Here is a 25360-nt window from a genome sequence, read left to right as displayed (position 1 = left end):
TCGATGGGGTCGTCACCGTCGTCGCCAAGCCTGCTCCACCTGACCTCGCCGCACGTGGCGGTGTTCGGCGCCAAGGATGCTCAGCAGGTCATCGCGGTGCGCGCCCTCGTGCGCGACCTGAACATCCCTGTCGAGATCGCCACGGTCGCGACGCAACGCGACGAAGATGGCCTTGCTCGTTCCAGCCGCAACGTCTTCCTGTCCGCCGCGGAGCGTACGAGCGCGCTCGCCCTGAGCAGTGCGGTGTTCGCCGCCGCCGCTGCTGCCGAGCAGGGCGCAAGCCTGAGCGACGTCCTCGCCGCGGGCCGCGCCGTCCTGGCCGCAGAGCCGGGCGTCAACCTTGATTACTTCGTCGCCATGAACCCTGCGGACGCGAGCGAGGCTCGCGGGCGACTACCGTGGAGACGTGGTGATCGCCGTTGCTGCGCGCGTTGGCGACACCCGACTGATCGACAACATCACCACGCGCGTCGGCCGCTGACCGGCTGCGCGGAAGGAGACCAGCGATGACATCGCTGCAGCGCCCCATGATGATCTCCAAGATTCATCGGGCCACTGTGACCCAGGCCGACCTGCACTACGTGGGCTCGATCACCATCGACGCGACCCTGATGGAGCACGCGGACCTGCTGCCTGGCCAGCAGGTGGACGTGGTGGACGTCACGAACGGCGCACGCCTCACGACGTATGCGATCCCCGGCGAGGCGGACGGCGGCGAGATCTGCATCAACGGCGCCGCCGCGCACCTCGTCAAGCCGGGTGACGTCATCATCGTCATCGCCTACGGGATGCTCGCCGATGCCGACGCGCGCACGTTTGAGCCTCACGTGGTGTTCGTGGATGGCGAGAACCGCATCGTCTCCGAGTGCGATGACCCCGGCACCGTGCCGGAAGGCTCGGGGCTCGAGCGCTCCGGCGTGCCGATTCACGGCTTCCGCGAGCAGGGCTGGGACGCGTTCAAGCACTAACTCCCTCACTTTGAACCGTTCCGCGCTGCGACGCGCCGGTACGGAGGGCCGATGCGCCGGCTGGCTCGGCGTGTCGACTCCTGCAGCGGTTCAAACTGTCGGGGAGCACGCCGCTAGGTTGGGGCCATGACCTCCTTTGTGCGTCACCTTGCCGCGCCTACACCGGGTTGGACCATCTCCGCCGACGTGCTCGTGGTCGGCTCGGGGATCGCTGGACTCACGGCCGCCCTCGAACTGCGCACCAAAGTGGACCGCGTGCTCGTCGTCACCAAGGGCGTCCTGAGCTCCGGCTCCACGGTGTGGGCACAGGGCGGCATCGCCGCGGCGCTCGACCCGGAGGACACGCCGGAGGAGCACCTCGAGGACACGCTCGTCGCGGGCGCGGGCCTGTGTTCGCCCGAGGCGGTGAGGGCCCTCGTGACGGAGGGGCCGGACCGGGTCCGGGACCTCGTCACCCGCGGCGCGCACTTCGACACGGGGCCCGATGGCGGCATCACCTTGTCGCGCGAGGGCGGCCACCACCGCGACCGCATCGCGCACGCGGGCGGCGACGCGACCGGCGCCGAGATCTCACGCGCGCTGGTCGCGCAGGCTCGAGGCCGTGCGAAACGATCCCGGCATCGAGGTCATCGAGCACGCGATGGTGGTGGACCTCCTGACCGCCGCGCCCGATGCCGACGGCCGTCCCGGCCCCGTGTGCGGCGTCACGCTGCACATCATCGGCGAAGGTTCCCGCGACGGCGTCGGCGCCGCCTTGGCCAAGTCGGTGATCATGGCCACCGGCGGCATCGGCCAGGTGTTCCGCTCCTCCACCAACCCCGCGAGGCTCCACGGGCGACGGCCTGGCAAGCGCGCTGCGCGCCGGCGCCGCGGTGGCCGATATCGAGTTCGTCCAATTCCACCCCACGGTCCTGTGGCAGGGTGCCGGCGCTCGCGGCCAGCAGCCGTTGATTTCCGAGGCGGTGCGCGGCGAGGGCGCCTACTTGCTGAACGGCGCCGGCGAGCGCTTCATGGTCGCGCGTCACGAGATGGCCGAGCTCGCGCCGCGTGACGTGGTGTCCAAGGGAATCGTCGCGATGATGGAGGAGGAAGGGTCGGAGAACGTCTTCCTCGATTGCCGGCACCTCGGCACCCGGTATCTCAAGGATCGCTTCCCGACCATCTGGGAGCGCCTCGCGGAGCGCGGCATCGACATGGCGCACGATCTCATTCCCGTGGCGCCCGCCCAGCACTATCACTCCGGTGGCATCCTGACCGACCTTCGCGGCCGCACCACCCAGCAGGGTCTCTACGCGATCGGCGAGGCGGCCTGCACGGGTGTGCACGGCGCCAACCGGCTCGCGTCCAACAGCCTTCTGGAGGGGCTCGTCTTCGGTGCGAGGGCGGCGGCAGATGCGGCCTCCACCGTGTCCGATGGCACCGTCACCCAGCGTGAGCCCGTGGACCGTCCGGGTCCATCGGCCCTGGTACCGGCCACGATGCGCCCGCAGATTCAGTCGCTGGCTCACCGGGGCGCTGGTCCAGTGCGGGACGGCGCGGGGCTCGCGAGGGCAGGGGAGCGGCTCGCCGCCATCCGGGGCCGGTTCCATCACGAGGGAGCCCTCACCGGGCAACCGCAGATCGCCGAATGGGAGACCTCCAACGTCCTCGCATGCGCCTCGGCACTCGTCGCCGCAGCCCACGCGCGCGAGGAGACGCGCGGCGGTCACCTCCGGACGGACTTCCCCGACACGGACGATGCCCGCTGGAAGGTGCGCCTGGCCACCCACCTCGATCCCGACGGCGACCTGCAGGTGCTGCGCGCGCCGCTGCAGATCTGACGTAGGACCAAAAGGGGTCGGTGCTAGTTCCTGTCGCGGTTACGCTAGACGCCGTGATTCACGCTGATGACACGACGCACCCCGGCGGCCCCGTGCACCCGGAGGACAAGGACCAGACGCGCCCCTTGAGTGCTTCATGGCTGGCAGGTGCCGTGGCCCAGGCGCTTGACGAGGACCTCGGCGACGAGCCGGGACGCGACGTCACCACGCAGGCCACCATCGCTGCGGGGGACACCGTGGCGGGCCGCATCGTGATGCGAACCGAGGGCGTTTTGGCGGGTGCTCCCGTCATCAAGGAGACGTTGAGCCAGGTGGCCGAGCGGCTGAGCCTTCCCCACCCCAAGGTGGAGCTCCACGCCGCAGATGGTGACCACCTCGCGGCGGGCACCGCCGTCGCCTCGATCGAGGGGCCCGGCCACGCGGTCCTCATCGCCGAGCGCACCATGCTGAACTTCCTGTCGCGCGCCACGGGCGTCGCCACTCACACCCGCCTGTGGGTGGACGCGCTCGCGGGCACCGGCGCTCGGGTACTCGACACCCGCAAGACCACGCCGGGCCTGCGCGAGCCTGCAGAAGTACGCCGTGCGCATGGGCGGCGGTGTCAACAAGCGATTCGGCCTGTTCGACTGCGCGATGGTGAAGGACAACCACATCGTCGCTGCGGGTTCCATCACGGGCGCCGTCGAGGCCATCGGCCGTCGATTCCCCGATGTCCCGGTCCAGGTGGAGGTCGAGTCCGAGGACCAGGCGCGCGAGGCCGTCGCGGCAGGCGCACGCTTCCTCATGCTCGACAACCTCGCGGTCGACCAGGCTCCGTGGGCTCGTCGAGGTCATCCGCGGGCTCGAGGGCGAGGCGGGCCCCATCCGTCTCGAGGCGACCGGCGGGCTCACGCTGGCATCCGCGCGTGCCGTCGGCGAGACGGGCGTGGACTTCATGTCGGTCGGGGCGCTCACGCACTCGAGCCCCATCATCGACCTGGCGCTCGACCTCGACTGAGCCCCGCGTCCGCAGCGGGACCACGGCATCGGCCCGCCCCACGCTTCCCCGCCTTTCCCCTCGCCTCCCCACAATTTGAACCAGTTCCGCCGCGACACGCGGGGTTCGGATGGCCGATGCGGTGGCCCACCCGGCGTGTCGGGCTCCGTTTCGGTTCAAAGTGAGGCGGGAGGGGGTGAGCGGGGTGCGGAGGGGTGCGCACGCAGGTCCCGCTCGCGCGCCGGTAACCTAGAGGGCGTGACTGACGTGACTGACGCCCCCGTAGCCGACGACCTTCCCGAGCAGATGAAGGTGCGCCGCGCCAAGCGCGACCGCCTGATCGCCGAGGGTGGCCAGGCATACCCGGTGTCGGTGGACAGGACACACGAGATCGCCGACGTGAAGGCCGCCTACGCGGACCTTGAGGACGGCCAGGAGACCGACGACGTGGTCGCGGTCGCCGGCCGCGTGGTGTTCGTGCGCAACACCGGCAAGGCTCTGCTTCGCGACCGTCCAGGATGGCGCCGGTGAGCGCCTCCAGGTGATGCTGTCGCTCGCCGAGGTGGGCGAGGAGTCGCTTGCCGCGTTCAAGGCGGACGTCGACCTTGGTGACCACCTCTTCGCGAAGGGACGCGCCATCAAGTCGCGTCGCGGCGAGGTCTCGGTGTTCGCGTCGGACTGGGCGATGGCTGCCAAGGCGCTGCGTCCGCTGCCGGTGCTGCACAAGGAACTGTCCGAGGAATCCCGCGTGCGCCAGCGCTACGTGGACCTCATCGCGCGTCCGCTGGCCCGCGACACCGTGCGTCACCGTGCGGGCGTGATGCGGTCGCTTCGTGAGTCGCTGCACTCGCGCGGATTCCTGGAGATCGAGACGCCGATGCTGCAGACGCAGCCCGGCGGTGCCGCAGCGCGCCCGTTCATTACGCACATGAATGCGTATGACATCGATCTTTACATGCGTATTGCCCCGGAACTGTTCCTCAAGCGGGCGGTCGTTGGTGGTGTCGAGAAGGTCTTCGAGATCAACCGCAACTTCCGCAATGAGGGCGCGGATTCGTCGCACTCGCCGGAGTTTTCGATGCTGGAGGCCTATGAGGCCTATGGCGACTACAACACCATGGCGACGCTGACGCGCGAACTCATTCAGGGCGCCGCGACTGACGTCTTTGGCACCACCGCCGTGACCCTTGCGGACGGCGAAGAGTATGACCTCGGCGGCCAGTGGGCAGAAATGACCATGTATGGGTCGCTGTCGGAGGCGCTCGGTGAGGAGATCACTCCCGAGACCACGGTCGAGCGGCTGCAGGCACTGTGCGATGCAGTCGAGGTGTCCGTGGACCCCAAGCGCGTCAACCACGGCAAGGCTGGTCGAGGAGCCTGTGGGAGCACCACGTGGGGTCCACGCTCTCGGCGCCCACGTTTGTGCGCGACTTCCCGGTGGAGACCAGCCCGCTCACCCGCGATCACCGGTCCATTCCCGGCATCGTCGAGAAGTGGGACTTGTACGTGCGAGGATTCGAGGCTCGCCACCGCGTACTCGGGCTCGTCGACCCCGTGATCCAGCGCGAGCGTTTCGAGCAGCAGGCGCGGATGGCCGCCCAGGGTGACGACGAGGCGATGCCGCTCGACGAGGACTTCCTCACCGCGATGGAGTACGCGATGCCGCCCGCCGGTGGCATGGGGATGGGCATGGACCGCCTGCTGATGGCACTGACGGGCCTCGGCATTCGCGAGACCATCACCTTCCCGCTGGTGAAGCCCTCGGAGGCGTGAGCATGAACTGGACCGCCGTGGCCGTCGGCATCATTCCGTCGATTGGCGTGGGCCTGGTGTTTTGGTTCGCCATGCGTGCGGTGGTGCGGGCCGATCGCAACGAACGGCAGGCCTTGGCGCGCCAGGAAGAGGCCGATGCCGCCGCGCGGGCGGCGGAGAACGCGCAGTAATCGCGCGCGACTATTCCTTTGCTCAGGAATGCATTCCTATTTGACGAGTTGACGCACTGATATCCGTTATGTGACGCTAGGAATACCTTCCACAGAATAGGATTTCGCATGGCACAGCGAGTCAAGGTCGTTCTCGTCGACGATATTGATGGTGGCGACGCCACCGAGACCATCGGATTCGCCCTCGATGGCGTCTCTTATGAGATTGATCTTTCGGCCGAGCACGCCGATGAATTGCGCGCCGCATTTCAGCCGTGGGTTGCGGTGTCGCGCAAGGTGACCTCGCGTCGCAGCGCTGCCCGTGCCGCCACTCCGCGTCGCGGTGACACCGCAAAGATTCGAGCGTGGGCCAAGGACAACGGCTTCGAGGTTTCGGAGCGCGGTCGTATTTCGACCGAGGTTCGCGACGCCTACGCCGCGTCCCGCTAGTCGTTTCTCAGCGTTCGGCCCCGCCCCACTGGGAGCGGGGCCGAACGCTTCACAGATGGAGGTCGTCATGTCGGAACAACTGTGGTGGGGCACCTACCCCGAGGCGGGGCTCGGGACGCCCACCGGCACCGGTGAGGGACTCTGGAAGCAGAGCCCGGACGATGCACGCCTGGTCCTGGCGCTCGACGCTCCCTCGTGGCTCGTGGCGCACCCGAGTCTTCCGCTCGTCTATGCGGTCTCCGAGGCCGATGAATCGGCCATCCACGCCATCGACGTGAGCGATCCGGAGGCACCGCGGATCGCGGCCACCATCCCCACGGGCGGAGCATCGGCCTGCCATGCGCTCCTCGCAGGAGGTGCCCTCACGCTGTACGTGGCGCACTACGTCTCCTCGGAACTCGTGGTGATCCGGCTGGGCGAAGACGGGCTGTTCCTCGACAACTCGCCCGCCCAGTCCTTCGCGCACGCGGGGACGGGGCCGTACGAGGCCCGCCAGGACGCCTCGCATGCCCATTTCGTCGCCTATGCGCCCGGCCGCCATCACCTCCTGGTGTGCGACCTCGGGACCGATGAACTGCGCCGCTACGCCATCCGGCCCGACGGACTGCTCGACGACCACGGCATCGGCGCGACACTGCCCCCTGGCACCGGACCCCGCCACCTCGCCGTACGCGGCGAACTGATCTACGTCCTCGGGGAGCCTGTCCACCTCGGTGCTCACGCTGCGGTGGGACCACGGCGCAGGCGAGGCGGACCTCATCGCGGAGATCCCCGCGACCACTGTGGCGGCGCGCAGCGCCGACGCGCGCGACTCCTCCGGCATCCTCCACGTCGAGCACGCGGGCCGTGAGGTGCTGCTGGTGGGCGTACGCGGCGCGGACGTCATCGCGGTCCATGACCTGTCGCCCGAGGGCGAGGCTCGCTACCGGGGTTCCTTTGACGCCGGATACTGGCCGCGTCATTTCGCGGTGATCGGCGACCGGCTCCACGTGGGCTGCGAGCGGGGGCACGAGGTCCGCACCTACGCACTGGCCGATGTTCTTGCCCTGGCACCCGAGCCCGAGGTGGGACTCGTGCAGGAGTTGGCGTACGCATCGGCCCCGTTGCCGAGCCCCGCCTTTGTCATGCCCGCCTGAGCCCTCGGTCCCGGCTCGTGCCAGGCGCATCGGCGCTAGGCTGAAACCATGACGTACACACTGATCCTGCTCCGCCACGGCGAGAGCGACTGGAACTCCAAGAACCTGTTCACCGGCTGGGTGGACGTCGAGGCTCAACGAGAAGGGTTGGGGCGAGGCCAAGCGCGGCGGCGAGCCTGCTCAAGGCCGAGGGCTTCCTTCCGGACGTGGTGCACACGTCGCTGCTGCGTCGCGCGATCATGACCGCGAACCTCGCGCTCGACGCCGCGGACCGCCACTGGATCCCCGTGAAGCGCGACTGGCGCCTCAACGAGCGTCACTACGGTGACCTCCAGGGCAAGAACAAGGCCGAGACCCTTGAGCAGTTCGGCGAGGAGCAGTTCATGACCTGGCGTCGCTCCTACGACGTGCCGCCGCCCGTCATCTCTGCCGAGAACAAGTTCGGCCAGGACGGCGACCCGCGTTACGCAGGCGAGCCCGTCCCCCAGACCGAGTGCCTCAAGGACGTCCTCGAGCGCGCACTGCCGTACTGGGAGGGCGAGATCGTCCCCGACCTCAAGGCCGGCAAGACGGTCCTCGTGGCCGCGCACGGTAACTCGCTGCGCGCCATCATCAAGCACCTCGACGGCATCGCCGACGACGACATCGTGGGCGTGAACGTCCCCACCGGCATCCCGCTGGTGTACGAGGCTCGACGAGGACACCCTCAAGCCGATCAAGGCCGGCGGCACCTACCTCGACGCGGACGCCGCTGCTGCCGCGATCCAGGCGGTCGCGAACCAGGGCAAGAAGTAAGGCTCGCCCGGAACTCCGGGCAGTCGAGAGGTCGGTCACCCTCTCATTGGTGGCCGCGGACGGGGCCCCTGCTCAGGCAGGGGCCCCGTTGTCGTCCCCGGGCGCTTTCCCTGCGCAATCAGGACGATGCGCGTGCCGACACGCACGAGGGCCCCGCACCATCGCGGTGCGGGGCCCTCGTGGCGACTGGCTGGCGGGTTAGAACACCGAGCGCGAGCCGGAGTGGTCACCCGTGACCAAATAGACGATCTGGCGCGAGACCGCGACGGCGTGGTCACCGAAGCGCTCGAAGAAGCGCGCGAGCAGCGCGATGTCGAGGGTCTCCTGCACCGTGCCGTCGTACTCGGCCGACAACAGCTTCTTGTACGCCTGCGAGTGCAGCGAGTCGAGCGCGTCGTCGTCGGAGACGATGCCCGCCGCCGTGTTGAGGTCACGCTCCTCCAGGAGGGTGACGAGGCTCGCGGGCAGCGGTCTTGGCGGCTTCCGCCATGCCTGCCACGATCTCCTCCTGGCCCGTGTGCACCGCGGACTCCGGGAACGCACGGCGTGCGGCCTCCGCGATGTGCTGCGCCAGGTCGCCCATGCGCTCGAGCGACGCGGAAATCCGCAGCGACGAGATGATGGTGCGCAGGTCGAGCCCCACGGGCTGCTGCTGAGCGATGAGCAGCACACAGCGCTCGTCGACGGTCCGCTCGAGTTCGTCGAGGGCGCCGTCGTCGGCGATGACGGCCTGCGCCAGGCTCGACATTCTGGGTGAGCAGCGCCTCGGAGGCCCGCGTGATCGCGGACTCGACGTGGCGGCTCATGGTGATGAGATCGCCGGCGAGGTCCGACATCTCTGCGTTGAACAGCGTGCGCATGATTCTCCTTCAGGCTTCGTGCGTCCGCCCCTAGTGTGGCATCCGGCCGTGACGATCAGGAAGGGTCGCCGCGACCACTTGGTGAACATCGGGTGACGTTCGGGAAACGTTGGGTGAACTCGACATCTGCTCGTTACTGTGACCACATGACCTTGGAGAACTGGCTGGCCCTCGCGGCCGGCGTAGTCCTCGGCGCCGCGGCTTTCGCGTTGTACCGCTGGCGCGAGGACCGCAAGGCGACTCAGGCCAACACCCTCGTGCCGCATCGGACCCGTGAGGTCCTCGCGGCCCTGCATTCGGGCGCGATCCTGGTGCGCCGTGACCGTCGCGCGGCGTTCTCCAACATGCCTGCCAGCGCCCTGGGCGTGACGCGCCCCGACGGTGCCCTGCACCCCGGAGTCGCGGACCTCGCCGAGGCGGCGTGGGCGGCCGATGCGGAGCGCGAGGACGATGTCACGGTCAGCAGGGGAGTGCTGGGGGTGGACTCTGTTGTTCACGTGCGCGTCACCCCACTGTCGGATGACCTGGCCCTCGCCGTCGCGAACGACGACACCGAACGTCACGCCGCCGAACTCACGCGCCGCGAGTTCGCGGTGAACGTGTCGCACGAGGCTCAAGACGCCGGTGGGTGCCTTGTCGCTGCTGGCCGAGACCATCGAGGAGAACCCCGATGACTCGGTCATGGTCCGTCAGTTCGCCAAGAAGATCCGCAAGGAATCGCGCCGCCTCACCAAGCCTGATCCAGGAGATCATCGAGATCTCCCGCCTGCAGGGCGGGGAGTCCGTGGTCGATCACCACGTCATCGATCTCGGGGCCGTGGTCGAGGAGGTGTGCGAGGGCGCGGAGATGCACGCCGAGTCCAAGCAGGTGACGCTCGTTGCCGAGCCTGCGCGAGCGTCCGTGGGTCATGGGTGACCACGACCTCCTCGTGATGGCGGTGCGCAACCTCGTGGACAACGCGATCGCCTACTCCGACGACTCTGCCCACGTGACCGTGTCCCTCGAAGACCTCGACGGCGTCGCCACCCTCAAGGTCATTGACGCGGGCATCGGCATCGCGAACGAGGACCAGGAACGCATCTTCGAGCGCTTCTACCGGGTGGATGCCGCGCGTTCGCGCTCCACGGGAGGCACCGGCCTCGGTCTGTCCATCGTCAAGCATGTGGTGCTCCAGCATTCGGGCACCGTCGAACTGTGGTCGAAGCCGGGAGTCGGCTCGACCTTCACCATTCGTCTCAGCGCACACCCGGAGGAGAAATGAGCGAGGCCCGCATCCTTGTTGTGGAGGACGAGGAGTCGTACCGCGACTCCCTGAAGTACCTGCTGCGTCGCGAGGGGTTCGATGTGATCCTCGCGGCGGACGGCGTGCAGGGCGTGGAGGCCTTCACGCGTGACGGTGCGGACGTGGTGCTCCTCGACCTCATGCTTCCGCGCATGTCCGGCACCGAGGTGTTCCGCGAAATCCGTGAGCGCTCCAACGTGCCCATCATCATGGTGACCGCCAAGGACGATCAGGTCGACAAGATCATCGGCCTCGAGCCTGGGCGCCGATGACTACGTCACCAAGCCCTATTCGGCGCGCGAGCCTCGTGGCGCGGATCCGGGCGGTGCTGCGCCGCCAGAGCGCCGCCTCAGTCGATTTCCCCGACGAGCCCGAGCGCCTCACCGTGGCGGGCATCACGCTCGACCCCGAGCGTCTCACCGTGACGCGTGGCGAGGAGGTGCAGTCGCTGCCGCCCAAGGAGTTCTCGCTGCTGCACCTGCTTGCGCAGAACGCCGGCCGCGTCCTGCCCCGCCAGGTCATCATCGACCGCGTGTGGGGTGCCGACTACTTCGGCGACACCAAGACCCTCGACGTCCACATCAAGCGTCTGCGCGGCCGCATCGAGGCCGACCCGTCGCACCCGGTGCTCATCCAGACGGTGCGCGGGGTGGGGTACACCTTCGAGGCGTAACTCGCCTCAGCATTGCGCGGGCCGATGCCCGGGTGCGGTGACAGACGTCGCCGCACCCGGGCATCGGCCGTTCTTACATCACGAAACGGTCACGACGCCTGGCGAGGGCCGCCGTGTTCACCCAACGTTCACCCGGAGTTCAGTTTCACCCCTTCGAGGCGTTACCTAGCGTCCCTACCTTGGAGTCGTCCGGCAAGGGGCCGGAGCACATTGCAGATTTCCATCCATGTGAGGATCAAGACTGTGAAGATCGCATACCGCAGCGGTGCCGTTGTCTCGGCTGCCGCGCTGACGTTCGCGCTGGCCGCTTGCTCGCCCTCGAACGAGGCTCCCGCCGAGTCGGAGTCGGCTTCCGCCGAGGCCACCTCGTCGGCCACCGCCGATGCGGGCACCGAGACCACCGCGCTCGCGGGCAACCTGCAGGGCGCTGGCGCGTCGTCGCAGGAGTCGGCCATGGACGCGTGGCGCGCGAAGTTCCAGGAAGCCAACCCCGACGTGACCGTGGGCTACGACCCGGTCGGCTCCGGTGGCGGCATCGAGCAGTTCCTCTCCGGCGCCGTGCCCTTCGCCGGCTCCGACGGTCTCCTCGAGGCCGGCGAGTACGAGCAGGCCGTTGAGGTCTGTGGCGACGGTGGCGCCTACCACCTCCCCATGTACATCTCGCCCGTCGCGGTGATCTTCAACGTCGAGGGCGTCACGTCGCTCAACCTCGACGCGGGCACCATCGCCAAGATCTTCGACGGCGTCATCACCTCGTGGGATGACCCGGCCATCGCCGACCAGAACCCCGACGTCGAGCCTGCCCGCGGAGACCATCACGGTCGCGCACCGCTCGGACTCGTCCGGCACGTCCGAGAACTTCACCGACTACCTCGAGCAGGCCGGCGACGGCGCCTGGGGCTACGAGGCCTCGAAGGAGTTCCCCGAGACCTCCGCGCAGCGCGTCGGCTTCGACGGCACCTCGGCACTCGTCGAGGGCGTCACCGCCACCCCGAACTCGATCGGCTACGCCGACGCCTCGCGTGCAGGCTCGCTTGGCACCGTGTCGCTGAAGGTGGGCGAGGAGTACGTGCCCTTCTCGGCCGAGGCCGCCGCGAACATCGTCGCCGCGTCGCCGCTGTCGGAGGACGCCAACGGTGAGAACGACCTGGCCTACGCCATCGACCGCACCACGACCGACTCGTCGGCCTACCCCCTGACCCTCGTGAGCCTACCACATCGTGTGCTCGTCGTACTCGGACCAGGAGACCCGCGACCTGGTCGTCGGCTTCGAGAAGTACGTCGCCTCCGCCGAGGGCCAGCAGGTCTCGGCCGATGCCGCCGGCTCGGCGCCGCTGACCGCGGAGCCTGCAGACGCAGATCGCCTCGATCCTCGACAGCATCGAAGTGGCTTCCTAATCCAGTACAGGGCTTAACGGTGGTGGGCCCGCCCGGTTAGGGTGGGCCCACCGCCTTCTGTCATCACCCACGACGTTCACCCTGAGGGAGACCCGCGCGTGACATCGAGCACCTCGACGCCTGAAGCCCAGGCCGCGAGTGATTACGGCACCCATCCCGGTGCCTCCGCGAACCGAGTGTTCCGGTGGTTGTCCACCGGCGCCGGCGCCCTGATCCTCATCACCCTCGCGGCGGTTGCCACGTTCCTCCTTGTCGAGGCGTGGCCCGCGATCAGGCTCGTCTGCGGAGGAGCCTGGGCGAGTCGGTGTCGTTCATCAAGCCCGAGTCGGGTCAGTCGCTGATGGAGATCATCGGCTTCCTGATCTTCGGCACCTTGGTGATCTCGATCATCGCGCTGCTGATCTCCACCCCGGTGTCCATCGGCATCGCGCTGTTCATCTCGCACTACGCCCCGCGCAGGCTTGCGCAGGGACTGGGCTACCTCATCGACCTGCTCGCGGCCGTGCCCTCCGTGGTCTACGGCCTGTGGGGCGTTGCGGTGCTGGTGCCCTTCCTCACGCCGTTTTACCAGTTCCTTGCGGACTACCTGGGTTTCATCCCGCTCTTCGCTCCGCCGGAGTCGGGTGACATCTTCACGGGTCGCGTCGCCATGAGCGCTGGCATCGTGCTCGCCATCATGATCCTGCCGATCATCACGGCGGTCTCGCGCGAGGTGTTCCTGCAGACTCCCAAGCCTGCACGAGGAGGCCGCGCTCGCCATGGGTGCGACCCGCTGGGAGATGATCAAGATGGCCGTCTTCCCGTTCGGCCGCTCCGGCATGATCGGTGCGACGATGCTGGGCCTTGGCCGTGCGCTCGGTGAGACAATGGCCGTCCTGATGATCATCAGCCCCGGACTGAGCCTTCAGCGCCCAGATCCTGCAGCCCAACCAGCACAACACCATCGCGGCCTACATCGCGCTGCAGTTCCCCGAGGCCAACGCCATGGGTGTGAGGCTCGCTGATCGCGATGGGTCTCGCGCTGTTTGTGATCACGCTGCTCGTCAACATGCTCGCGCGCTGGATTGTGTCGCGCCGCAAGGACTTCTCGGGAGCGAACTGATGGCTATCCAGGCACCCTCCGCGTTCGGCGAGATCTCCGCCTCGCGCCGCGCCAAGAACCGCGCCATGACGGCGCTGATCTATGGCGCCTTCATCCTGGCCGTGATCCCGCTGGTGTGGCTGTGCGTCACCGTGGTGGTCAAGGGCCTCGACCGCTTCATGATCTCCGACGCGGAGGGCATGGACGCGGGCTTCAACTTCGAGTTCCTCAACCAGACGATGCGCGGCATCTTCGGTGGCGACGCACCGTACGGCGGCATCAGCCACGCCATCGTCGGCACCTTGATGATGACGCTCGCCGCGACCCTCATCTCGGTGCCGATCGGCCTGCTGACTGCGATCTACCTGGTGGAGTACGGCAGCGGCTGGCTGCAGCGCGCGATCACCTTCTTTGTGGATGTCATGACCGGCATCCCGTCGATCGTCGCGGGCCTGTTCGCCTACTCGCTGTTCGCCATCGTGATGGGTCCCGGCACCAAGCCTGGGCATCGTCGGCGCGATCGCGCTGAGCGTGCTCATGATCCCCGTCGTGGTGCGCTCGAGCGAGGAGATGCTGCGCCTCGTGCCCAACGAGCCTGCGCGAGGCCGCATACGCGCTGGGTGTGCCGAAGTGGCTGACGGTCCTCAAGGTGGTGCTGCGCACCTCCATCGCGGGCATCACCACCGGTATCACGCTGTCGATTGCCCGCGTGGTGGGCGAGACCGCGCCGCTCCTGGTGGCGGTCGGCGTCGCGGACTCGCTCAACTGGAACCTGTTCGACGGCCGCATGATGAGCCTGCCCGTGTACATCATCTCGGAGTATGAGAAGGGCACGCTGCCGTGTAGCCCCGAGGATGCTGCTTGCATTGCCGCCATCCCCGAGTACCGGGCCTGGGCCGCCGCGCTCGTCCTGATCCTCATCGTCATGGCGCTGAACCTCATCGCCCGACTCATCGCCAAGTACTTCTCCCCCAAGTCCGGCCGCTAGAGCCAGAACCGGAGCCAGCAGTGACCAAGCGCATCGACATCAACAACCTGAACGTCTACTACGGCGACTTCCTGGCCGTCGAGGACGTGTCCTTGTCGATCGAGCCCAAGTCGATCACGGCCTTCATCGGCCCGTCCGGCTGTGGCAAGTCCACCTTCCTTCGCACCCTGAACCGCATGCACGAGGTCATCCCCGGCGCTCGCGTCGAGGGTGAGGTGCTGATCGACGGTGTGAACCTCTACGGCGACAACGTGGACCCGGTGACGGTGCGCCGCCACGTGGGCATGGTGTTCCAGCGCCCCAACCCGTTCCCCACGATGTCGATCGCGGAGAACGTCATCGCCGGCTACCGCCTCAACAACAAGCGCGTCTCGAAGTCGGAAGCCGAGGACCTGGTCGAGGAGTCGCTGCGCGGCGCCAACCTCTGGAACGAGGTCAAGGACCGCCTCGACCGTCCGGGGTCGTCGCTCTCGGGCGGTCAGCAGCAGCGTCTGTGCATTGCGCGTGCGATCGCGATCAAGCCCGACGTGCTCTTGATGGACGAGCCCTGTTCCGCGCTTGACCCCATCTCGACCCTCGCGATCGAGGACCTGATGGCGGAGCTCAAGGACCAGTACACGATCGTGATCGTGACCCACAACATGCAGCAGGCCGCGCGTGTGTCCGACCGCACGGCGTTCTTCAACATCGCGGGCACCGGCAAGCCGGGCAAGGCTCATCGAGATGAACGACACGCCCACCATGTTCTCCACGCCGTCGGAGAAGGCCACCGAGGACTACATCTCGGGCCGCTTCGGTTGATCCACGCGTGACCCGCTTCGGGGCGTCGGTGCTGCGGTATCGGCGCCCCGTAGTCATGTGGGCGGTCCGCAGGGGCCAGGCTCTCTCCCCGGCCACCCCGCCAGCACACCCTCCGTCTGGCCCACGGTGGTGACAGATGTGTGTTCCTGTGCCGCGTGGGCATTCCCACGGGTCTCAGCGGTCACACAGGTCCCAGCCGGGGGCCAAACAGATCGTGAGGCGCGGCGTTCGGACACCCGTGCCCACACGCGCATCGGCCCCGCGTCCCAGAAGGGAAGCGGGGCCGGCGCGACGAAGGCTGTGCGGCTAGCCGATAGCGGCCAGCGTGTCCGCGTACTCGGGCAGCGTGCCGTCGAGAACGGGGACGTCCACCGAATCAACCTCGGAGAGGTTGGCGGTGAAGCCGACGACAACGATGGAGCCGGGCGCGGCGGTCGCGGTGCCCGAGACCTCGGCGTCACCGTCCTGGGGGCCCAGGCGAGGGTCGAGTCCGCCTCGAGGGTGAGGGACGTCGACGTCTCGCCGTCGATCGACACCTCCACGGCGATGTCCTCGGCGGTGTCGTTGACGAGCGTGCCGATGAGGGTCGCGGGCGAGCCCTCGGCCGCGGTCAACACGATGAGGTTGAGCGCCGAGACGTCACCCACCACGAGCCTGCGTGCCATCGGACGCCGAGTAGTTCTTGTGAGTCGTGATGGGGTTCACGTAGGAGCATCCGGCGAGCGCGACGGCGGCCATCGACGCGGCGGCGAGTCGGGCGGGGACGGTGAGCCTTCACTGCGGTTCCTTCCGGGGAGACGGCTGCGACCAGGATAGTGGCCCGCGCGGGCACCGCGCACCGCGGGCCGTCTGTTCTGCTCGCGCGCGCGGATCCACGCGCGCGCGAGGGCCGCGCTGGTAAATGACGCCCCTGTTATTCACAGGGGCGGAATGTTAGACTATGAATCTCTACGAAGGGGCACACAGCACCATGAACTTTGCCGTCGGCGAGACCGTCGTCTACCCGCACCACGGTGCGGCGCAGATCCAGGACATCAAGAAGCGCGTTATCCGGGGCGAGGAGAAGACCTACCTCAAACTCAAGGTGGCGCAGGGAGACCTCACCATTGAGGTGCCCGCGGAGAACGTCGACCTCGTCGGCGTGAGGGATGTCGTCGACAAGGAAGGCCTCGAGAAGGTCTTCGATGTGTTGCGTGAGCCCTACATCGAGGAGCCCACCAACTGGTCGCGTCGCTACAAGGCCAACGTGGAGAAGGCTCGCCTCCGGCGACGTCATCCGCGTGGCCGAGGTGGTCCGTGACCTGTCCCGCCGTGACACCGACAAGGGTCTGTCCGCGGGCGAGAAGCGCATGCTGCACAAGGCGCGCCAGATCCTCGTGAGCGAGCCTCGCGCTGGCCGAGAAGTGCGACGAGCCCACCGCCGAGAAGCGCCTCGACGAGGTCCTCGCGTCGTGACCGTCGCGGCGGTCGTCACGGCCGCCGGTTCGGGTTCGCGATTGGGAGCGGACGTCCCCAAGGCCCTCGTGGAGGTCCAGGGGCGCCCGCTCGTCGTGTGGGCTGTCGAGGCTGTCCTCCAGGTGGCCGATGCCGTGGTCGTCACGGCGCCGAGCGCACACCTGGCGGAGTTCCGGGCGGCCGTTCCTCGCGCCACGGTGGTGGCCGGCGGAGAGGAGCGTCAGGAGTCCGTCGCTGCCGGCCTTGCGGCACTGCCCGCCGAGGCGAGCATCGTCCTCATCCACGACGCGGCGCGCGCCTTCCAACCGGCGACCGTCATGCGCGCGCTTGTCGCCGCCGTCGAGGCCGGGGCCGATGGCGCCGTCCCGGTGGTGCCCGTCGTCGATACCCTCGTCGCCGCCTCGAACGATGGCGGACTCGGTGCCACCGTGGACCGTGACGCGTTGCGCGCCGTCCAGACCCCCCAGGTCTTCACGATGGCCGCGGCCACCGCGGCGCATGCCCAGGCGGCCGATGCGGCTGCTACCGACGATGCCCAACTCGCCCTCGCGGCGGGTTTCCGGGTCGTCGAACTTCCCGGCGACGAACGCGGGTTTAAGGTGACGCGCCCGCTGGACCTTGCGCTGGCATCGGCCGTCGCCACCCAGGCGAAGGAGCCCGCATGACCATGCCCCGCATCGGCCAAGGTGTCGACGTTCACGCCTTCGGCGCCCCCGGCGACGGCGACCTCGCTCTCGCAGGACTGACCTGGCCGGACGAGACCCCGCTGACGGGCCATTCCGACGGCGACTGCGCCGCGCACGCGGCCTGCGACGCGCTCCTGAGCGCCGCGGGCCTTGGTGACCTCGGCTCGAACTACGGCACCGACCGGCCCGAATGGGCGGGCTCCAGCGGCGTCGCGCTCCTGGAAGAGACAGCCCGGCGTGTCCGCGCTGCGGGCTTCGAGATCGGCAACGTGGCGGTGCAGGTCCTGGGCAACCGTCCCAAGGTGGCACCGCGCCGAGCCGAGGCAGAGGCGGTACTGAGCGCAGCCATCGGCGCCCCGGTCAGCCTCTCGGCAACCACCACGGACGGCCTTGGCCTGACGGGCCGCGGCGAGGGGATCGCGGGGATCGCGACGGCACTCGTCTTCCCCGCATCGGACCGGTAGCCTGGCTCGCGTGACTCTGACGCTGTTCGATACCTCTACCCGTACCGAGCGTGCCTTCGCGCCGCTCGAGCCCGGGAAGGTGGGCATCTACCTGTGCGGGCCCACCGTGCAGAGCTCTCCTCACGTCGGTCACCTGCGTAGCGCCGTCGCGTTCGACGTGCTGCAGCGCTGGCTGGAGCGCACCGGCCACGAGGTCACCATGGTGCGCAACGTCACCGACATCGACGACAAGACGCTTGCCAAGGCCGCCGAGGCAGGCGTGCCGTGGTGGCAGTGGGCGCTGACGTATGAGCGCGAGTTCCAGGCCGCCTACGCTGCGGTGGGAGTGAAGCCCCCGGCCGCCGAGCCGCGCGCCACGGGACACATCCCAGAGATCATCGCCCTGGTGCAGCGCCTGGTCGAGCGCGGCCACGCCTACGAGCTCTCGGGTTCCGTGTACTTCGACGTGCGATCCTTCGACGACTACGGCTCGCTGACCCGCCAGGCGCTCGACGACCTGACGCCTGCGCCCGATGCCCCCGCTGACGACAAGCACGACCCGCGCGACTTCGCGCTGTGGAAGGCGAGGAAGTCTTCGGAGCCCGAGACGGCATCGTGGGACTCACCGTGGGGACCGGGGCGGCCCGGCTGGCACATCGAGTGCTCCGCGATGGCGCGCCGGTTCCTGGGCGACGCGTTCGACATTCACGGCGGAGGCCTCGACCTGCGCTTCCCGCACCACGAGAACGAGCAGGCGCAGTCGCGTGGTGCCGGCTATGCCTTCGCGCAACTGTGGATGCACTCTGCGTGGGTGACGCAGTCCGGGGCGAAGATGTCGAAGTCGCTCGGCAACGGCCTGCTGGTGTCCGAGGTGCTGTCGCGCTACCCGGCCGCGGCACTGCGGCTGGCGCTGGCGGGGGTTCACTACCGGTCCATGCTCGAGTACTCGGAGCAGACCATGGAGGACGCCACCGCGACCTGGAACCGCCTCGCGGGCTTCGTTCAGCGGGCCTCGGATCGGGTGGGTGACGTGACGCTTGCCCAGGTGCAGGCCACCGACCTCCCCGAGGCGTTCGTGGAGGCCATGGACGATGACCTGTCGGTGCCGCGCGCCCTCGCGCACGTGCACGAGACGGTCCGTGCGGGCAATGCCGCGCTCACCGGCGGGGACGAGGCCGCGGTCGCCGAGGCGCTGCTGTCCGTGCGTGCCATGCTCGACGTGCTGGGGCTTGACCCGGCGGGAGAGACGTGGGCGTCGGCGGATTCGGGCGCTGGCGCCGCGATGACGGCACTCGACTCGTTGGTGCAGGCTGACATCCAGGCCAGGGCCGATGCGCGTGCAGCCAAGGACTGGGGCACTGCCGATGCGATCCGCGACCGCCTTGCCGAGGCCGGCATCGTGATCGAGGACGCCGCCGACGGCGCCCGGTGGTCGCTGCAGGGCTAGCCCCCTCGTCATCCGGCGGCCGGCCACACCGGTCGTCCCGCCCCGCCCCGCCCGGCCCGCACCGCCCGTCCCGCACCGTTCGGCACGGGATCCGTTTGGCCCACGCGTGGGGCTGAAGTGGCGGCTGTGTCTGGTGCCCCATAATCATTGTTCGCATACGTCCCATGCGTCACAGGTGTGGGCCAAACGGATTGCGAATCGAGGGGGACGCCCCGGTCCGACTACCCTTGTCCCTATGGCAGGTAACTCGAAGCGCCGCGGCGCCACTCGCAACGCGGGCTCCAAGAAGGGCGCGCAGGTCGGCACCGGCGGTCACGGGCGCAAGGCGCTTGAGGGCAAGGGCCCCACCCCGAAGGCCGAGGACCGGCCCTATCACAAGGCCTACAAGGCGAAGAAGCGCGCCGAGGTCGAGGCCGCGAAGAAGCCGAAGGGCCGCGTGACCCCGCGCGACCGGACGTCGGCATCCGCGGAACTCGCGATCGGCCGCAACAGCGTGCTCGAGGCGCTGCGCATGAACGTCCCGTCCACGGGTTTGAGCATCTTCAACCGCATTGACGCCGATGCGCGCATCACCGAGATCGTGTCGCTCGCCGTGGAGCACGGTGTGCACGTCCGTGAGGTCACCAAGGCCACCCTCGACGCGATGGCTGGCGGGTCGCCTCACCAGGGCGTCGCGCTCGAGGTCCCGTCCTACGAGTACGCCGACGCCGAAGACCTGCTGGCGTCCGATGCCCCCATCGCGGTACTCGACGGCATCCAGGACCCGCGCAACCTCGGCGCGATCATGCGTTCCGCCGCCGCCTTCGGCGCTGCCGGCATCGTGGTCCCCGAGCGTCGCGCCGCGGGCGTCACGGTGGCCGCCTGGAAGGTGTCCGCCGGTGCGGCCGCCCGCATCCCCGTGGCCCGCGCGACCAACCTCACCCGCACGCTCGAGACCTACAAGAGCGCAGGGCGGTTCGTCATCGGCCTCGATGCGGGCGGTGAGGTCGATCTGCACGAGTCCACGCTGCTCGGTGAGCCGCTGGTGATCGTGGTGGGCTCCGAGGGCGCGGGCATCTCGCGCCTGGTGCGCGAGACCTGCGACCAGATCGTGTCGATCCCCATCGGCGAGGTGGAAAGCCTCAACGCCTCCGTGGCGGCATCGATCGCGCTGTACGAGGCGGGACGCGCCCACCGTCGTTGACGGCGGGCGCCGAGGCGCCTAGTCCAGGCTGTCCGGTGCGCGGCAGGCTCTGCCACGCGTGGATCATGGTGGTGACGGTGGGCGCCTCTGGCACGGTTCCCGCCTCATCGTCGCCCACCGAGATCTCCTGGCCCAGCACCGACTGCTCGTCGGGGCGCGCCGCCAGCACGTTCTTCACGTAGGACGCGACCGCGGCGGGCATGGTGACGGCGGGGTCCTTCTCCGCCAGGAACCAGCGGTGGTCGAGGACCTCGTGGAACACCTGGGCGGGTTCGAGCTTGCGGCGGAACTCGCGTGGGACCGCGCGCACCGTCGGCTCGAACACCTCGGCGAGCCACTCATGGGCCGCCAGCACCTCGTCCACCTCGTTGCCTGTGAGAGCGCGAAACTCGTCCATGTCGTTCAGGAGGCGTCGGGCCTGGTTCTCCTGGACGTCGAGCCCGGTCAGGCGAAGCAGGCGCCGGGAGTGGTGCCCCGCGTCCACGACCTTGGGGCGGATGGTGAGCTCCGAGCCGTCGGAGGTCTGGCTCATGTCGAGCCTCGGCCACGTCGAAGCCCAGGCTCGTTGAGCGCCTGGACGCGTTCCGCGACGTGCTTGCGGACGTTTTCGCGGTACGTGTGCTTGGCCGTGAGGGTCTCCCACAGGCTCCTTGTAGCGCTCCTCGATGCGGTCGCCCACGGCGAGGGGGTCGACGGTGTCGTCGAGTTCGTCCGCCGCCTGCAGATCAAACATCTCGCCGATGATGTTGGTCCGTGCGAGGTCGATGTCGTAGTGGCGCTGACCCGGGGTGAGGTCATGGTGCAGGTCGCCGGTCTCCGCGTCGACCAGGTACGCCGAGAATGCCTCGGCGTCGCGCCGGAACAGGGCGTTGGACAGCGATACGTCTCCCCAGTAGAAGCCGAGCAGGTGCAGGCGGACCAGGAGGACGGCGAGCGCGTCGATGAGGCGCCCGAGCGTGTCGTCGCGCAGCGCCTGGCTGAACAGGGCCCGGTAGGGCAGCGAGAACTGCAGATGCTCCGTGACGAGCGCGGCGGGCAGTTCCTCGCCGTCACCGTCGACGCGACCGTCCACCACGGCGAAGGGCACCACGCACGGGGCGCCCATGCGACCCAGTTCCTTCAGCATGTCGAACTCGCGCTGCGCGATGGGCGCGACCGTCTCCTTGACCGCCAGCACGCGCCCCCGGAAACGCACGAACCGCACCACGTGCCGGGAGATGCCGCGCGGCAGGGCGGCGAGGGTGTCCTTGGGCCACGTCTCGAGCGGTACCGACCACGGCAGATCGAGCAGGCTCAGGGTCCACGGCGCCGGTGATCTTCAAGGGCATGTCACCACTCTAGAGCCAGCCCATGACGCCCGGCCGATGCCATGGCGGGATGGCGTCGTCGACCCGCCACGGCATCGGCAGGACAAAGGCCGAGGGGCGGCCCGGGTGAACCCGGACCGCCCCTCGGCGTGAAGCCTACTGCTGGAGTCAGACGGACGCCGACTTGTCGGTGGTCACCGCGTCCGAGAGACGGTCCGAGGTGGCCGACGAGAAGACGTGCTGCTCGCCGTTGCGGATCTTGACCCACACGTTCTCGCCCTTCTTGGGGACGTCGCGGGGGTCAACGCGCACGATGACCTGGCCGTCGTTGCTGACCGCAGCACCCGGGGCCGCGAGGGCCTGGGGCAGGCTGGCCGTAGACGAACGCGTCGGAGCCGAGGCTCCTCCACGACGACGACCTCAACGGGGAACGCGCCATCGGTGTTCGGTGCCACGCGGTCGAGCGACTCGGGACGGAAGCCCAGGATGAGCCTGGCCGTTGTCCGCGTCGGTCATGCGGCCCACGACGTCGCGCTCGAGGGCGATCTTGTTGCCGCCGATGTTGGCAGCGCCACCTCGATGGCGAACGTCGAGATGTTCATGGCGGGCGAGCCGATGAAGCCGGCGACGAACACGTTGGCGGGAGCGTCGTACATCTCGCGCGGGGTGCCGACCTGCTGGAGGAGACCGTCCTTGAGGACCGCGATGCGGTCGCCCATGGTGAGGGCCTCGACCTGGTCGTGGGTCACGTAGACGGTGGTGGTGCCCAGGCGACGCTGCAGCGCGGCGATCTGGGTACGGGTCTGCACGCGGAGCCTTGGCGTCGAGGTTCGACAGCGGCTCGTCCATGAGGAAGACCTGGGGCTGACGCACGATGGCGCGGCCCATGGCGACACGCTGGCGCTGACCACCGGACAGGGCCTTGGGCTTGCGGTCCAGGTACTCGGTGAGGTCCAGGATCTTGGCGGCTGCCTCGACGCGCTGACGGATCTCCGCCTTGTCGACCTTGGCGATCTTGAGCGCGAAGCCCATGTTGTCGGCAACGGTCATGTGCGGGTAGAGCGCATAGGACTGGAACACCATCGCGATGTCGCGGTCCTTGGGCTGCACGTGCGTGACTTCGCGGTCTCCGACCCAGATGGAGCCCTTGTCGACGTCCTCGAGGCCGGCGAGCATGCGCAGCGACGTGGACTTTCCGCAACCGGAGGGGCCGACGAGAACGAGGAACTCGCCGTCCGCGATGTCGAGCCTCGAGCGAGTCAACAGCAGGGCGCTCGGTGCCCGGGTAGATCCTCGATGCCTTGTCAAAGGTAACGGTGGCCATAATGATGCTTCCCTTCACTGGCAGGTACGTGCCAGACGATCCGTGGTGAAGAGTGCCTGTGTGGTGTCCACAATGACACTGACCGGCGCAACCATTGCGACGGCTTCCGATATCTTCGCACACCGCTCCGTCAAGTCCAACTGGCCTGCATGTAGCGTTGCTGGCATGGCAGCAGCAGGTCGAGAGCCCGGTGACGAGATCGGCGGCTACCGCGTCGTCGAGCAGGCGGGACGTGGCGGCTCTGGGGCTGTCTACAAGGTGGTCGACGGCGGCGGGGCTGAGGCGGCGCTCGCTCGTGGACGCGCGCGCTGACGAGGTGGCGGCGTTGCGCCTCGAGCGCGAGGTCCACGCCCTCCAGTCGCTGAAGCACCCGGCCCTGCCCTCGATTCTTGATGCAGAGGCTCGATGGCGATGAGACCTTCGTGGTGTTCGAGTACATCCCTGGCAAGAGCCTGTGGGACCACGTGCAGGACAACGGGCCGATGCGCGGTGACGTCCTCGCGGACGTCGCCGATCGCACGGCCTCGGCCCTCGAGGCGGTGCACGCGTCCGGGGTGATTCACCGCGACGTGACCCCATCCAACATTATGATGGGGCCCGACGGCCCCGTTCTCATCGACTTCGGGCTCTCGCACCGCGCCACGGATGACCGCCTCACCAGGGACGGGTTGGTCTCGGGGACGGCCGGCTACGTGGCTCCCGAGGTGATCGATGGCGAGGAGCCCGGCGCGGTGGCCGATCGCTGGTCGTGGGCGGCAACCATCGCGTATGCGGCGACCGGTACCGCGCCCTTCGGCTCCGGCACCGGGGCCATCTCGAAGACCCTCGAGGCGAAGGTTGACCTGCCCGACTTTCCGGGCGTCGAGGCGTTGACGGCCGCCCTTGGCCGAGACATCGGTGCACGCCCTGGCCCGCGAGACGTGGTGGCCGCCCTGCGGGGAGCCACCACCGTGCTGCCGCGCTCGGGCGAGATCGCGCCCACCATGGTCGCCGGCATGGCGCCCACGGCAGTGATGGGGGCCGATGGCGACCTCACCGAGACGTTCACCACCGGTGTCGCCGCGGAGCCCGGCAGCGAGGAGGGAGTCGACGAGTTCGGTGACCTGCTCAGCGACGGGAGCGCCCAGGTCGTCATGGCCGCCGCACCCCGGCGCAAGTTCGTGATCGCGATGCTTGCCCTCGCCACGGCATCGGCCGCGGCCTTTGCGCCGTTCATCACCTTCATCTTCATGGTGCTGTGCGCGGTGGTGGTGCGTGGCGTGCAGCGCCGCGCGCTGGCGCTCGCGGCCGCCAGGGCCAGGCGAGGTCAGCGACGCGGCGACGCGGCGCTGCAGACCATCGGCCTGCCGTGGCACATTCTGCGGGCCACGGGAGAGGCCCTGCCGTCGATCCTGCTGGCAGCGATCGTGGGCGTCGGAGTGGGGGCTCTCGGCTGGTGGCTCGTCGGCTCGGAGATGGTGGCAGGGTCAAGTACCGAGGCTCAGAGTTGGGGCCACGCGATCGTGCTGGTGGTTGCGGCGCTCGCTGCGCAGGCGACCTTGTGGTGGGGGCCGTGGGCCGAGTTGACCCGCGAGGGTGCGCACCGGGTGACCGCCGCGGCGGCGCCGAGCCGCGGCCCTGCGACGGCATGGGTCATCGTCGCGATCGCGGCGCTCGCCGTCATGGCACTGGTGGTCCTGCTGCTCGTCGAGCCCCTGTGGTGGCCGTTGCCTGACCTGCCTGCGTAACCCGCGCATCGGCCATCGCGGTGGACCAAAGGTCCTGGGAACGCGCGATGCCTACGGTACGTTCAAGCGACGAGTTCCGTCCGCGGAACCGCCTGTGACCGCGCCTTGAGGAGGCCCGTACATGACCGTCGCTCATCGATGGAGCGCCGTCCAGCCTTGGCTGTCGCTTGTGGTGCGGCTGGCCATGGCGGGCATCCTGATCGCCGCGGCGATCCCCCTGCTCGACATCCCCCAGTCGATCATCGCGGTGCGGGCCTACCGCCTGCTGCCCGAGGCCATCGTCCCGTTCGTCGGCACCATGCTGCCGTTCCTCGAGCTCGCCCTCGCGACCCTGCTACTCGTGGGCCTGTTCACGCGCTGGGCCGCGATCGTGTGGCTTGTCATGATGGCGGCCTTCGCGACGGGCGTGATCTGGGCGTGGAGCCAGGGCCTGTCGATCGACTGCGGCTGCTTCGGTGGCGGCGGCGAGGTGGCCGAGGGCACCACCAACTACCCGGCGCACATGCTGGAGCGTGCCGGGTTCATCGTGCTCGGCCTGTATCTCGCGATCTGGCCCGCATCGAAGTTCTCGCTGGACTCCTGGATGTCTCCCAAGGCTGTCTAGACTCACTGCTCATTACCTACCCATTCCTTCGGA

The 25360-nt window shown here is 68.7% G+C and carries 27 protein-coding genes and 10 pseudogenes; 31 read left to right on the top strand and 6 right to left on the bottom strand.

Features of this window, described 5'->3' with window-relative positions:
• Positions 1-3 precede the first annotated feature (3 nt).
• The 13 genes and pseudogenes from QQK48_RS05885 (at position 4) to QQK48_RS21315 (ending at position 8303) form a co-directional block, all read left to right on the top strand.
• Positions 4-510 (top strand): pantoate--beta-alanine ligase, encoded by a 507-nt coding sequence (locus tag QQK48_RS05885; RefSeq protein ID WP_284327793.1) that lies wholly within the window; start codon positions 4-6, stop codon positions 508-510.
• Positions 507-968, top strand: a complete 462-nt coding sequence (gene panD, locus QQK48_RS05880; protein WP_284327792.1) for an aspartate 1-decarboxylase — start codon at positions 507-509, stop codon at positions 966-968. The genes QQK48_RS05885 and panD overlap by 4 nt, the downstream gene beginning before the upstream one ends.
• Before the next feature lie 126 nt (positions 969-1094).
• Positions 1095-1919 (top strand): FAD-dependent oxidoreductase, encoded by an 825-nt coding sequence (locus QQK48_RS21340; protein ID WP_431308297.1) that lies wholly within the window; start codon positions 1095-1097, stop codon positions 1917-1919.
• Positions 1841-2788, top strand: coding sequence for an FAD-binding protein (locus tag QQK48_RS21335; protein ID WP_431308296.1), 948 nt, complete (start codon positions 1841-1843; stop codon positions 2786-2788). Before QQK48_RS21340 ends, QQK48_RS21335 begins: the two co-directional genes overlap by 79 nt.
• Before the next feature lie 254 nt (positions 2789-3042).
• Positions 3043-3312 (top strand): annotated as a pseudogene (locus tag QQK48_RS21330) (nicotinate-nucleotide diphosphorylase (carboxylating)); the annotation flags it as partial.
• Between the two features lie 64 nt (positions 3313-3376).
• Complete coding sequence (locus QQK48_RS21325; protein ID WP_431308400.1) at positions 3377-3949, top strand: hypothetical protein; 573 nt, start codon at positions 3377-3379, stop codon at positions 3947-3949.
• Between the two features lie 121 nt (positions 3950-4070).
• Positions 4071-5537, top strand: a pseudogene (gene lysS / locus QQK48_RS05865) (lysine--tRNA ligase).
• Positions 5538-5539: 2 nt separating this feature from the next.
• A complete protein-coding gene (locus QQK48_RS05860) occupies positions 5540-5707 on the top strand; it encodes a hypothetical protein (RefSeq protein WP_284327791.1) in 168 nt (55 codons plus the stop codon).
• 108 nt (positions 5708-5815) lie between these two features.
• Positions 5816-6136 carry a histone-like nucleoid-structuring protein Lsr2 gene (locus QQK48_RS05855; protein ID WP_284327790.1) on the top strand — a complete coding sequence of 107 codons (321 nt, stop codon included), beginning with the start codon at positions 5816-5818 and terminating at the stop codon, positions 6134-6136.
• A 55-nt stretch (positions 6137-6191) separates the two neighbouring features.
• The gene (locus QQK48_RS05850; protein ID WP_284327789.1) at positions 6192-6986 is read left to right on the top strand and encodes a lactonase family protein; all 795 of its coding nucleotides are present in this window, start codon (positions 6192-6194) and stop codon (positions 6984-6986) included.
• Positions 6895-7272 (top strand): beta-propeller fold lactonase family protein, encoded by a 378-nt coding sequence (locus QQK48_RS05845; RefSeq protein ID WP_284329316.1) that lies wholly within the window; start codon positions 6895-6897, stop codon positions 7270-7272. The genes QQK48_RS05850 and QQK48_RS05845 overlap by 92 nt, the downstream gene beginning before the upstream one ends.
• Positions 7273-7320: 48 nt before the next feature.
• Complete coding sequence (locus tag QQK48_RS21320; RefSeq protein ID WP_431308295.1) at positions 7321-7515, top strand: histidine phosphatase family protein; 195 nt, start codon at positions 7321-7323, stop codon at positions 7513-7515.
• On the top strand, positions 7479-8303 hold the full coding sequence (locus tag QQK48_RS21315) for a 2,3-bisphosphoglycerate-dependent phosphoglycerate mutase (RefSeq protein WP_431308294.1): 825 nt from the start codon (positions 7479-7481) through the stop codon (positions 8301-8303). Before QQK48_RS21320 ends, QQK48_RS21315 begins: the two co-directional genes overlap by 37 nt.
• Here QQK48_RS21315 and QQK48_RS19345 read toward each other — a convergent pair.
• Both QQK48_RS19345 and QQK48_RS19340 read right to left on the bottom strand, forming a co-directional pair.
• Positions 8266-8610 (bottom strand): phosphate signaling complex PhoU family protein, encoded by a 345-nt coding sequence (locus QQK48_RS19345; RefSeq protein WP_348523492.1) that lies wholly within the window; start codon positions 8608-8610, stop codon positions 8266-8268. The genes QQK48_RS21315 and QQK48_RS19345 overlap by 38 nt on opposite strands.
• Entirely contained in the window at positions 8498-8815 is a 318-nt protein-coding gene (locus tag QQK48_RS19340) for a phosphate signaling complex PhoU family protein (RefSeq protein WP_348523491.1), read from the bottom strand. Before QQK48_RS19340 ends, QQK48_RS19345 begins: the two co-directional genes overlap by 113 nt.
• Positions 8816-9073: 258 nt before the next feature.
• Here QQK48_RS19340 and QQK48_RS05830 point away from each other — a divergent pair, with 258 nt between their 5' ends.
• From QQK48_RS05830 to pstB, 10 genes and pseudogenes are all read left to right on the top strand, one after another.
• The gene (locus tag QQK48_RS05830) at positions 9074-9601 is read left to right on the top strand and encodes a sensor histidine kinase family protein (RefSeq protein WP_284327788.1); all 528 of its coding nucleotides are present in this window, start codon (positions 9074-9076) and stop codon (positions 9599-9601) included.
• Entirely contained in the window at positions 9598-9843 is a 246-nt protein-coding gene (locus QQK48_RS05825) for a hypothetical protein (RefSeq protein WP_284327787.1), read from the top strand. The genes QQK48_RS05830 and QQK48_RS05825 overlap by 4 nt, the downstream gene beginning before the upstream one ends.
• A complete protein-coding gene (locus QQK48_RS05820) occupies positions 9806-10189 on the top strand; it encodes a sensor histidine kinase (RefSeq protein ID WP_284327786.1) in 384 nt (127 codons plus the stop codon). Before QQK48_RS05825 ends, QQK48_RS05820 begins: the two co-directional genes overlap by 38 nt.
• A pseudogene (locus QQK48_RS05815) lies at positions 10186-10883 on the top strand (response regulator). The gene QQK48_RS05820 and the pseudogene QQK48_RS05815 overlap by 4 nt, the downstream one beginning before the upstream one ends.
• Before the next feature lie 24 nt (positions 10884-10907).
• Positions 10908-11618: pseudogene (locus QQK48_RS19335) on the top strand (extracellular solute-binding protein); the annotation flags it as partial.
• 25 nt (positions 11619-11643) lie between these two features.
• Positions 11644-12021: pseudogene (locus QQK48_RS19330) on the top strand (substrate-binding domain-containing protein); the annotation flags it as partial.
• A gap of 82 nt (positions 12022-12103) precedes the next feature.
• Complete coding sequence (locus tag QQK48_RS19325; protein ID WP_348523490.1) at positions 12104-12298, top strand: hypothetical protein; 195 nt, start codon at positions 12104-12106, stop codon at positions 12296-12298.
• An 81-nt stretch (positions 12299-12379) separates the two neighbouring features.
• Positions 12380-13383 (top strand): annotated as a pseudogene (pstC, locus tag QQK48_RS05805) (phosphate ABC transporter permease subunit PstC).
• Positions 13383-14350, top strand: a pseudogene (gene pstA, locus QQK48_RS05800) (phosphate ABC transporter permease PstA). The pseudogenes pstC and pstA overlap by 1 nt, the downstream one beginning before the upstream one ends.
• A gap of 20 nt (positions 14351-14370) precedes the next feature.
• Positions 14371-15151: pseudogene (pstB, locus tag QQK48_RS05795) on the top strand (phosphate ABC transporter ATP-binding protein PstB).
• Between the two features lie 53 nt (positions 15152-15204).
• Here the strand turns inward: pstB and QQK48_RS05790 are convergent.
• Positions 15205-15816: a hypothetical protein gene (locus tag QQK48_RS05790; RefSeq protein WP_284327785.1), complete on the bottom strand. Its 612-nt coding sequence runs from the start codon at positions 15814-15816 to the stop codon at positions 15205-15207.
• 305 nt (positions 15817-16121) lie between these two features.
• Between QQK48_RS05790 and QQK48_RS05785 the strand changes: the two are divergent.
• The 5 genes and pseudogenes from QQK48_RS05785 to rlmB all read left to right on the top strand — a co-directional run bounded on the left by QQK48_RS05785 (position 16122) and on the right by rlmB (position 20365).
• A pseudogene (locus tag QQK48_RS05785) lies at positions 16122-16606 on the top strand (CarD family transcriptional regulator).
• Positions 16555-17271, top strand: a complete 717-nt coding sequence (gene ispD / locus QQK48_RS05780) for a 2-C-methyl-D-erythritol 4-phosphate cytidylyltransferase (protein ID WP_284327784.1) — start codon at positions 16555-16557, stop codon at positions 17269-17271. Before QQK48_RS05785 ends, ispD begins: the two are co-directional and overlap by 52 nt.
• Complete coding sequence (gene ispF, locus QQK48_RS05775; RefSeq protein WP_284327783.1) at positions 17268-17756, top strand: 2-C-methyl-D-erythritol 2,4-cyclodiphosphate synthase; 489 nt, start codon at positions 17268-17270, stop codon at positions 17754-17756. Before ispD ends, ispF begins: the two co-directional genes overlap by 4 nt.
• A gap of 10 nt (positions 17757-17766) precedes the next feature.
• Positions 17767-19182, top strand: coding sequence for a cysteine--tRNA ligase (cysS, locus tag QQK48_RS05770; protein WP_284327782.1), 1416 nt, complete (start codon positions 17767-17769; stop codon positions 19180-19182).
• Positions 19183-19417: 235 nt separating this feature from the next.
• Positions 19418-20365 (top strand): 23S rRNA (guanosine(2251)-2'-O)-methyltransferase RlmB, encoded by a 948-nt coding sequence (gene rlmB / locus QQK48_RS05765; RefSeq protein ID WP_284327781.1) that lies wholly within the window; start codon positions 19418-19420, stop codon positions 20363-20365.
• On the opposite strand, the gene QQK48_RS05760 is transcribed toward rlmB, so the two are convergent.
• The 3 genes and pseudogenes from QQK48_RS05760 to QQK48_RS05750 all read right to left on the bottom strand — a co-directional run.
• Positions 20304-21560: a DUF4032 domain-containing protein gene (locus tag QQK48_RS05760; RefSeq protein ID WP_348523489.1), complete on the bottom strand. Its 1257-nt coding sequence runs from the start codon at positions 21558-21560 to the stop codon at positions 20304-20306. The genes rlmB and QQK48_RS05760 overlap by 62 nt on opposite strands.
• 280 nt (positions 21561-21840) lie before the next feature.
• On the bottom strand, positions 21841-21984 hold the full coding sequence (locus QQK48_RS05755; protein ID WP_284327780.1) for a hypothetical protein: 144 nt from the start codon (positions 21982-21984) through the stop codon (positions 21841-21843).
• A 278-nt stretch (positions 21985-22262) separates the two neighbouring features.
• Positions 22263-22996: pseudogene (locus tag QQK48_RS05750) on the bottom strand (ABC transporter ATP-binding protein); the annotation flags it as partial.
• A gap of 72 nt (positions 22997-23068) precedes the next feature.
• Between QQK48_RS05750 and QQK48_RS05745 the strand changes: the two are divergent.
• The 3 genes from QQK48_RS05745 (at position 23069) to QQK48_RS05735 (ending at position 25327) form a co-directional block, all read left to right on the top strand.
• Positions 23069-23308, top strand: coding sequence for a hypothetical protein (locus QQK48_RS05745; RefSeq protein WP_284327779.1), 240 nt, complete (start codon positions 23069-23071; stop codon positions 23306-23308).
• A gap of 80 nt (positions 23309-23388) precedes the next feature.
• A complete protein-coding gene (locus QQK48_RS05740) occupies positions 23389-24723 on the top strand; it encodes a serine/threonine-protein kinase (RefSeq protein ID WP_284327778.1) in 1335 nt (444 codons plus the stop codon).
• Positions 24724-24844: 121 nt separating this feature from the next.
• Positions 24845-25327 (top strand): MauE/DoxX family redox-associated membrane protein, encoded by a 483-nt coding sequence (locus QQK48_RS05735; RefSeq protein ID WP_284327777.1) that lies wholly within the window; start codon positions 24845-24847, stop codon positions 25325-25327.
• The last annotated feature ends 33 nt before the right edge of the window (positions 25328-25360 follow it).

The sequence above is a fragment of the Demequina litorisediminis genome (genome assembly GCF_030161615.1).
Classification (GTDB): domain Bacteria; phylum Actinomycetota; class Actinomycetes; order Actinomycetales; family Demequinaceae; genus Demequina; species Demequina litorisediminis.
Note: the sequence above shows the minus strand (reverse complement) of the source record. Positions and strands in the feature narration are given on the sequence as shown.

Bases quoted from the DNA above. Each gene is read 5' to 3' on its own strand.
- QQK48_RS05885 (WP_284327793.1), top strand. From the start codon at position 4: ATGGGGTCGTCACCGTCGTCGCCAAGCCTGCTCCACCTGACCTCGCCG.
- panD (WP_284327792.1), top strand. From the start codon at position 507: ATGACATCGCTGCAGCGCCCCATGATGATCTCCAAGATTCATCGGGCC.
- QQK48_RS21340 (WP_431308297.1), top strand. From the start codon at position 1,095: ATGACCTCCTTTGTGCGTCACCTTGCCGCGCCTACACCGGGTTGGACC.
- QQK48_RS21325 (WP_431308400.1), top strand. From the start codon at position 3,377: ATGGGCGGCGGTGTCAACAAGCGATTCGGCCTGTTCGACTGCGCGATG.
- QQK48_RS05860 (WP_284327791.1), top strand. From the start codon at position 5,540: ATGAACTGGACCGCCGTGGCCGTCGGCATCATTCCGTCGATTGGCGTG.
- QQK48_RS05855 (WP_284327790.1), top strand. From the start codon at position 5,816: ATGGCACAGCGAGTCAAGGTCGTTCTCGTCGACGATATTGATGGTGGC.
- QQK48_RS05850 (WP_284327789.1), top strand. From the start codon at position 6,192: ATGGAGGTCGTCATGTCGGAACAACTGTGGTGGGGCACCTACCCCGAG.
- QQK48_RS21320 (WP_431308295.1), top strand. From the start codon at position 7,321: ATGACGTACACACTGATCCTGCTCCGCCACGGCGAGAGCGACTGGAAC.
- QQK48_RS19340 (WP_348523491.1), bottom strand. From the start codon at position 8,815: ATGTCGAGCCTGGCGCAGGCCGTCATCGCCGACGACGGCGCCCTCGAC.
- QQK48_RS05830 (WP_284327788.1), top strand. From the start codon at position 9,074: ATGACCTTGGAGAACTGGCTGGCCCTCGCGGCCGGCGTAGTCCTCGGC.
- QQK48_RS05825 (WP_284327787.1), top strand. From the start codon at position 9,598: ATGACTCGGTCATGGTCCGTCAGTTCGCCAAGAAGATCCGCAAGGAAT.
- QQK48_RS05790 (WP_284327785.1), bottom strand. From the start codon at position 15,816: ATGGCACGCAGGCTCGTGGTGGGTGACGTCTCGGCGCTCAACCTCATC.
- ispF (WP_284327783.1), top strand. From the start codon at position 17,268: ATGACCATGCCCCGCATCGGCCAAGGTGTCGACGTTCACGCCTTCGGC.
- rlmB (WP_284327781.1), top strand. From the start codon at position 19,418: ATGGCAGGTAACTCGAAGCGCCGCGGCGCCACTCGCAACGCGGGCTCC.
- QQK48_RS05745 (WP_284327779.1), top strand. From the start codon at position 23,069: ATGACACTGACCGGCGCAACCATTGCGACGGCTTCCGATATCTTCGCA.
- QQK48_RS05740 (WP_284327778.1), top strand. From the start codon at position 23,389: ATGCAGAGGCTCGATGGCGATGAGACCTTCGTGGTGTTCGAGTACATC.
- QQK48_RS05735 (WP_284327777.1), top strand. From the start codon at position 24,845: ATGACCGTCGCTCATCGATGGAGCGCCGTCCAGCCTTGGCTGTCGCTT.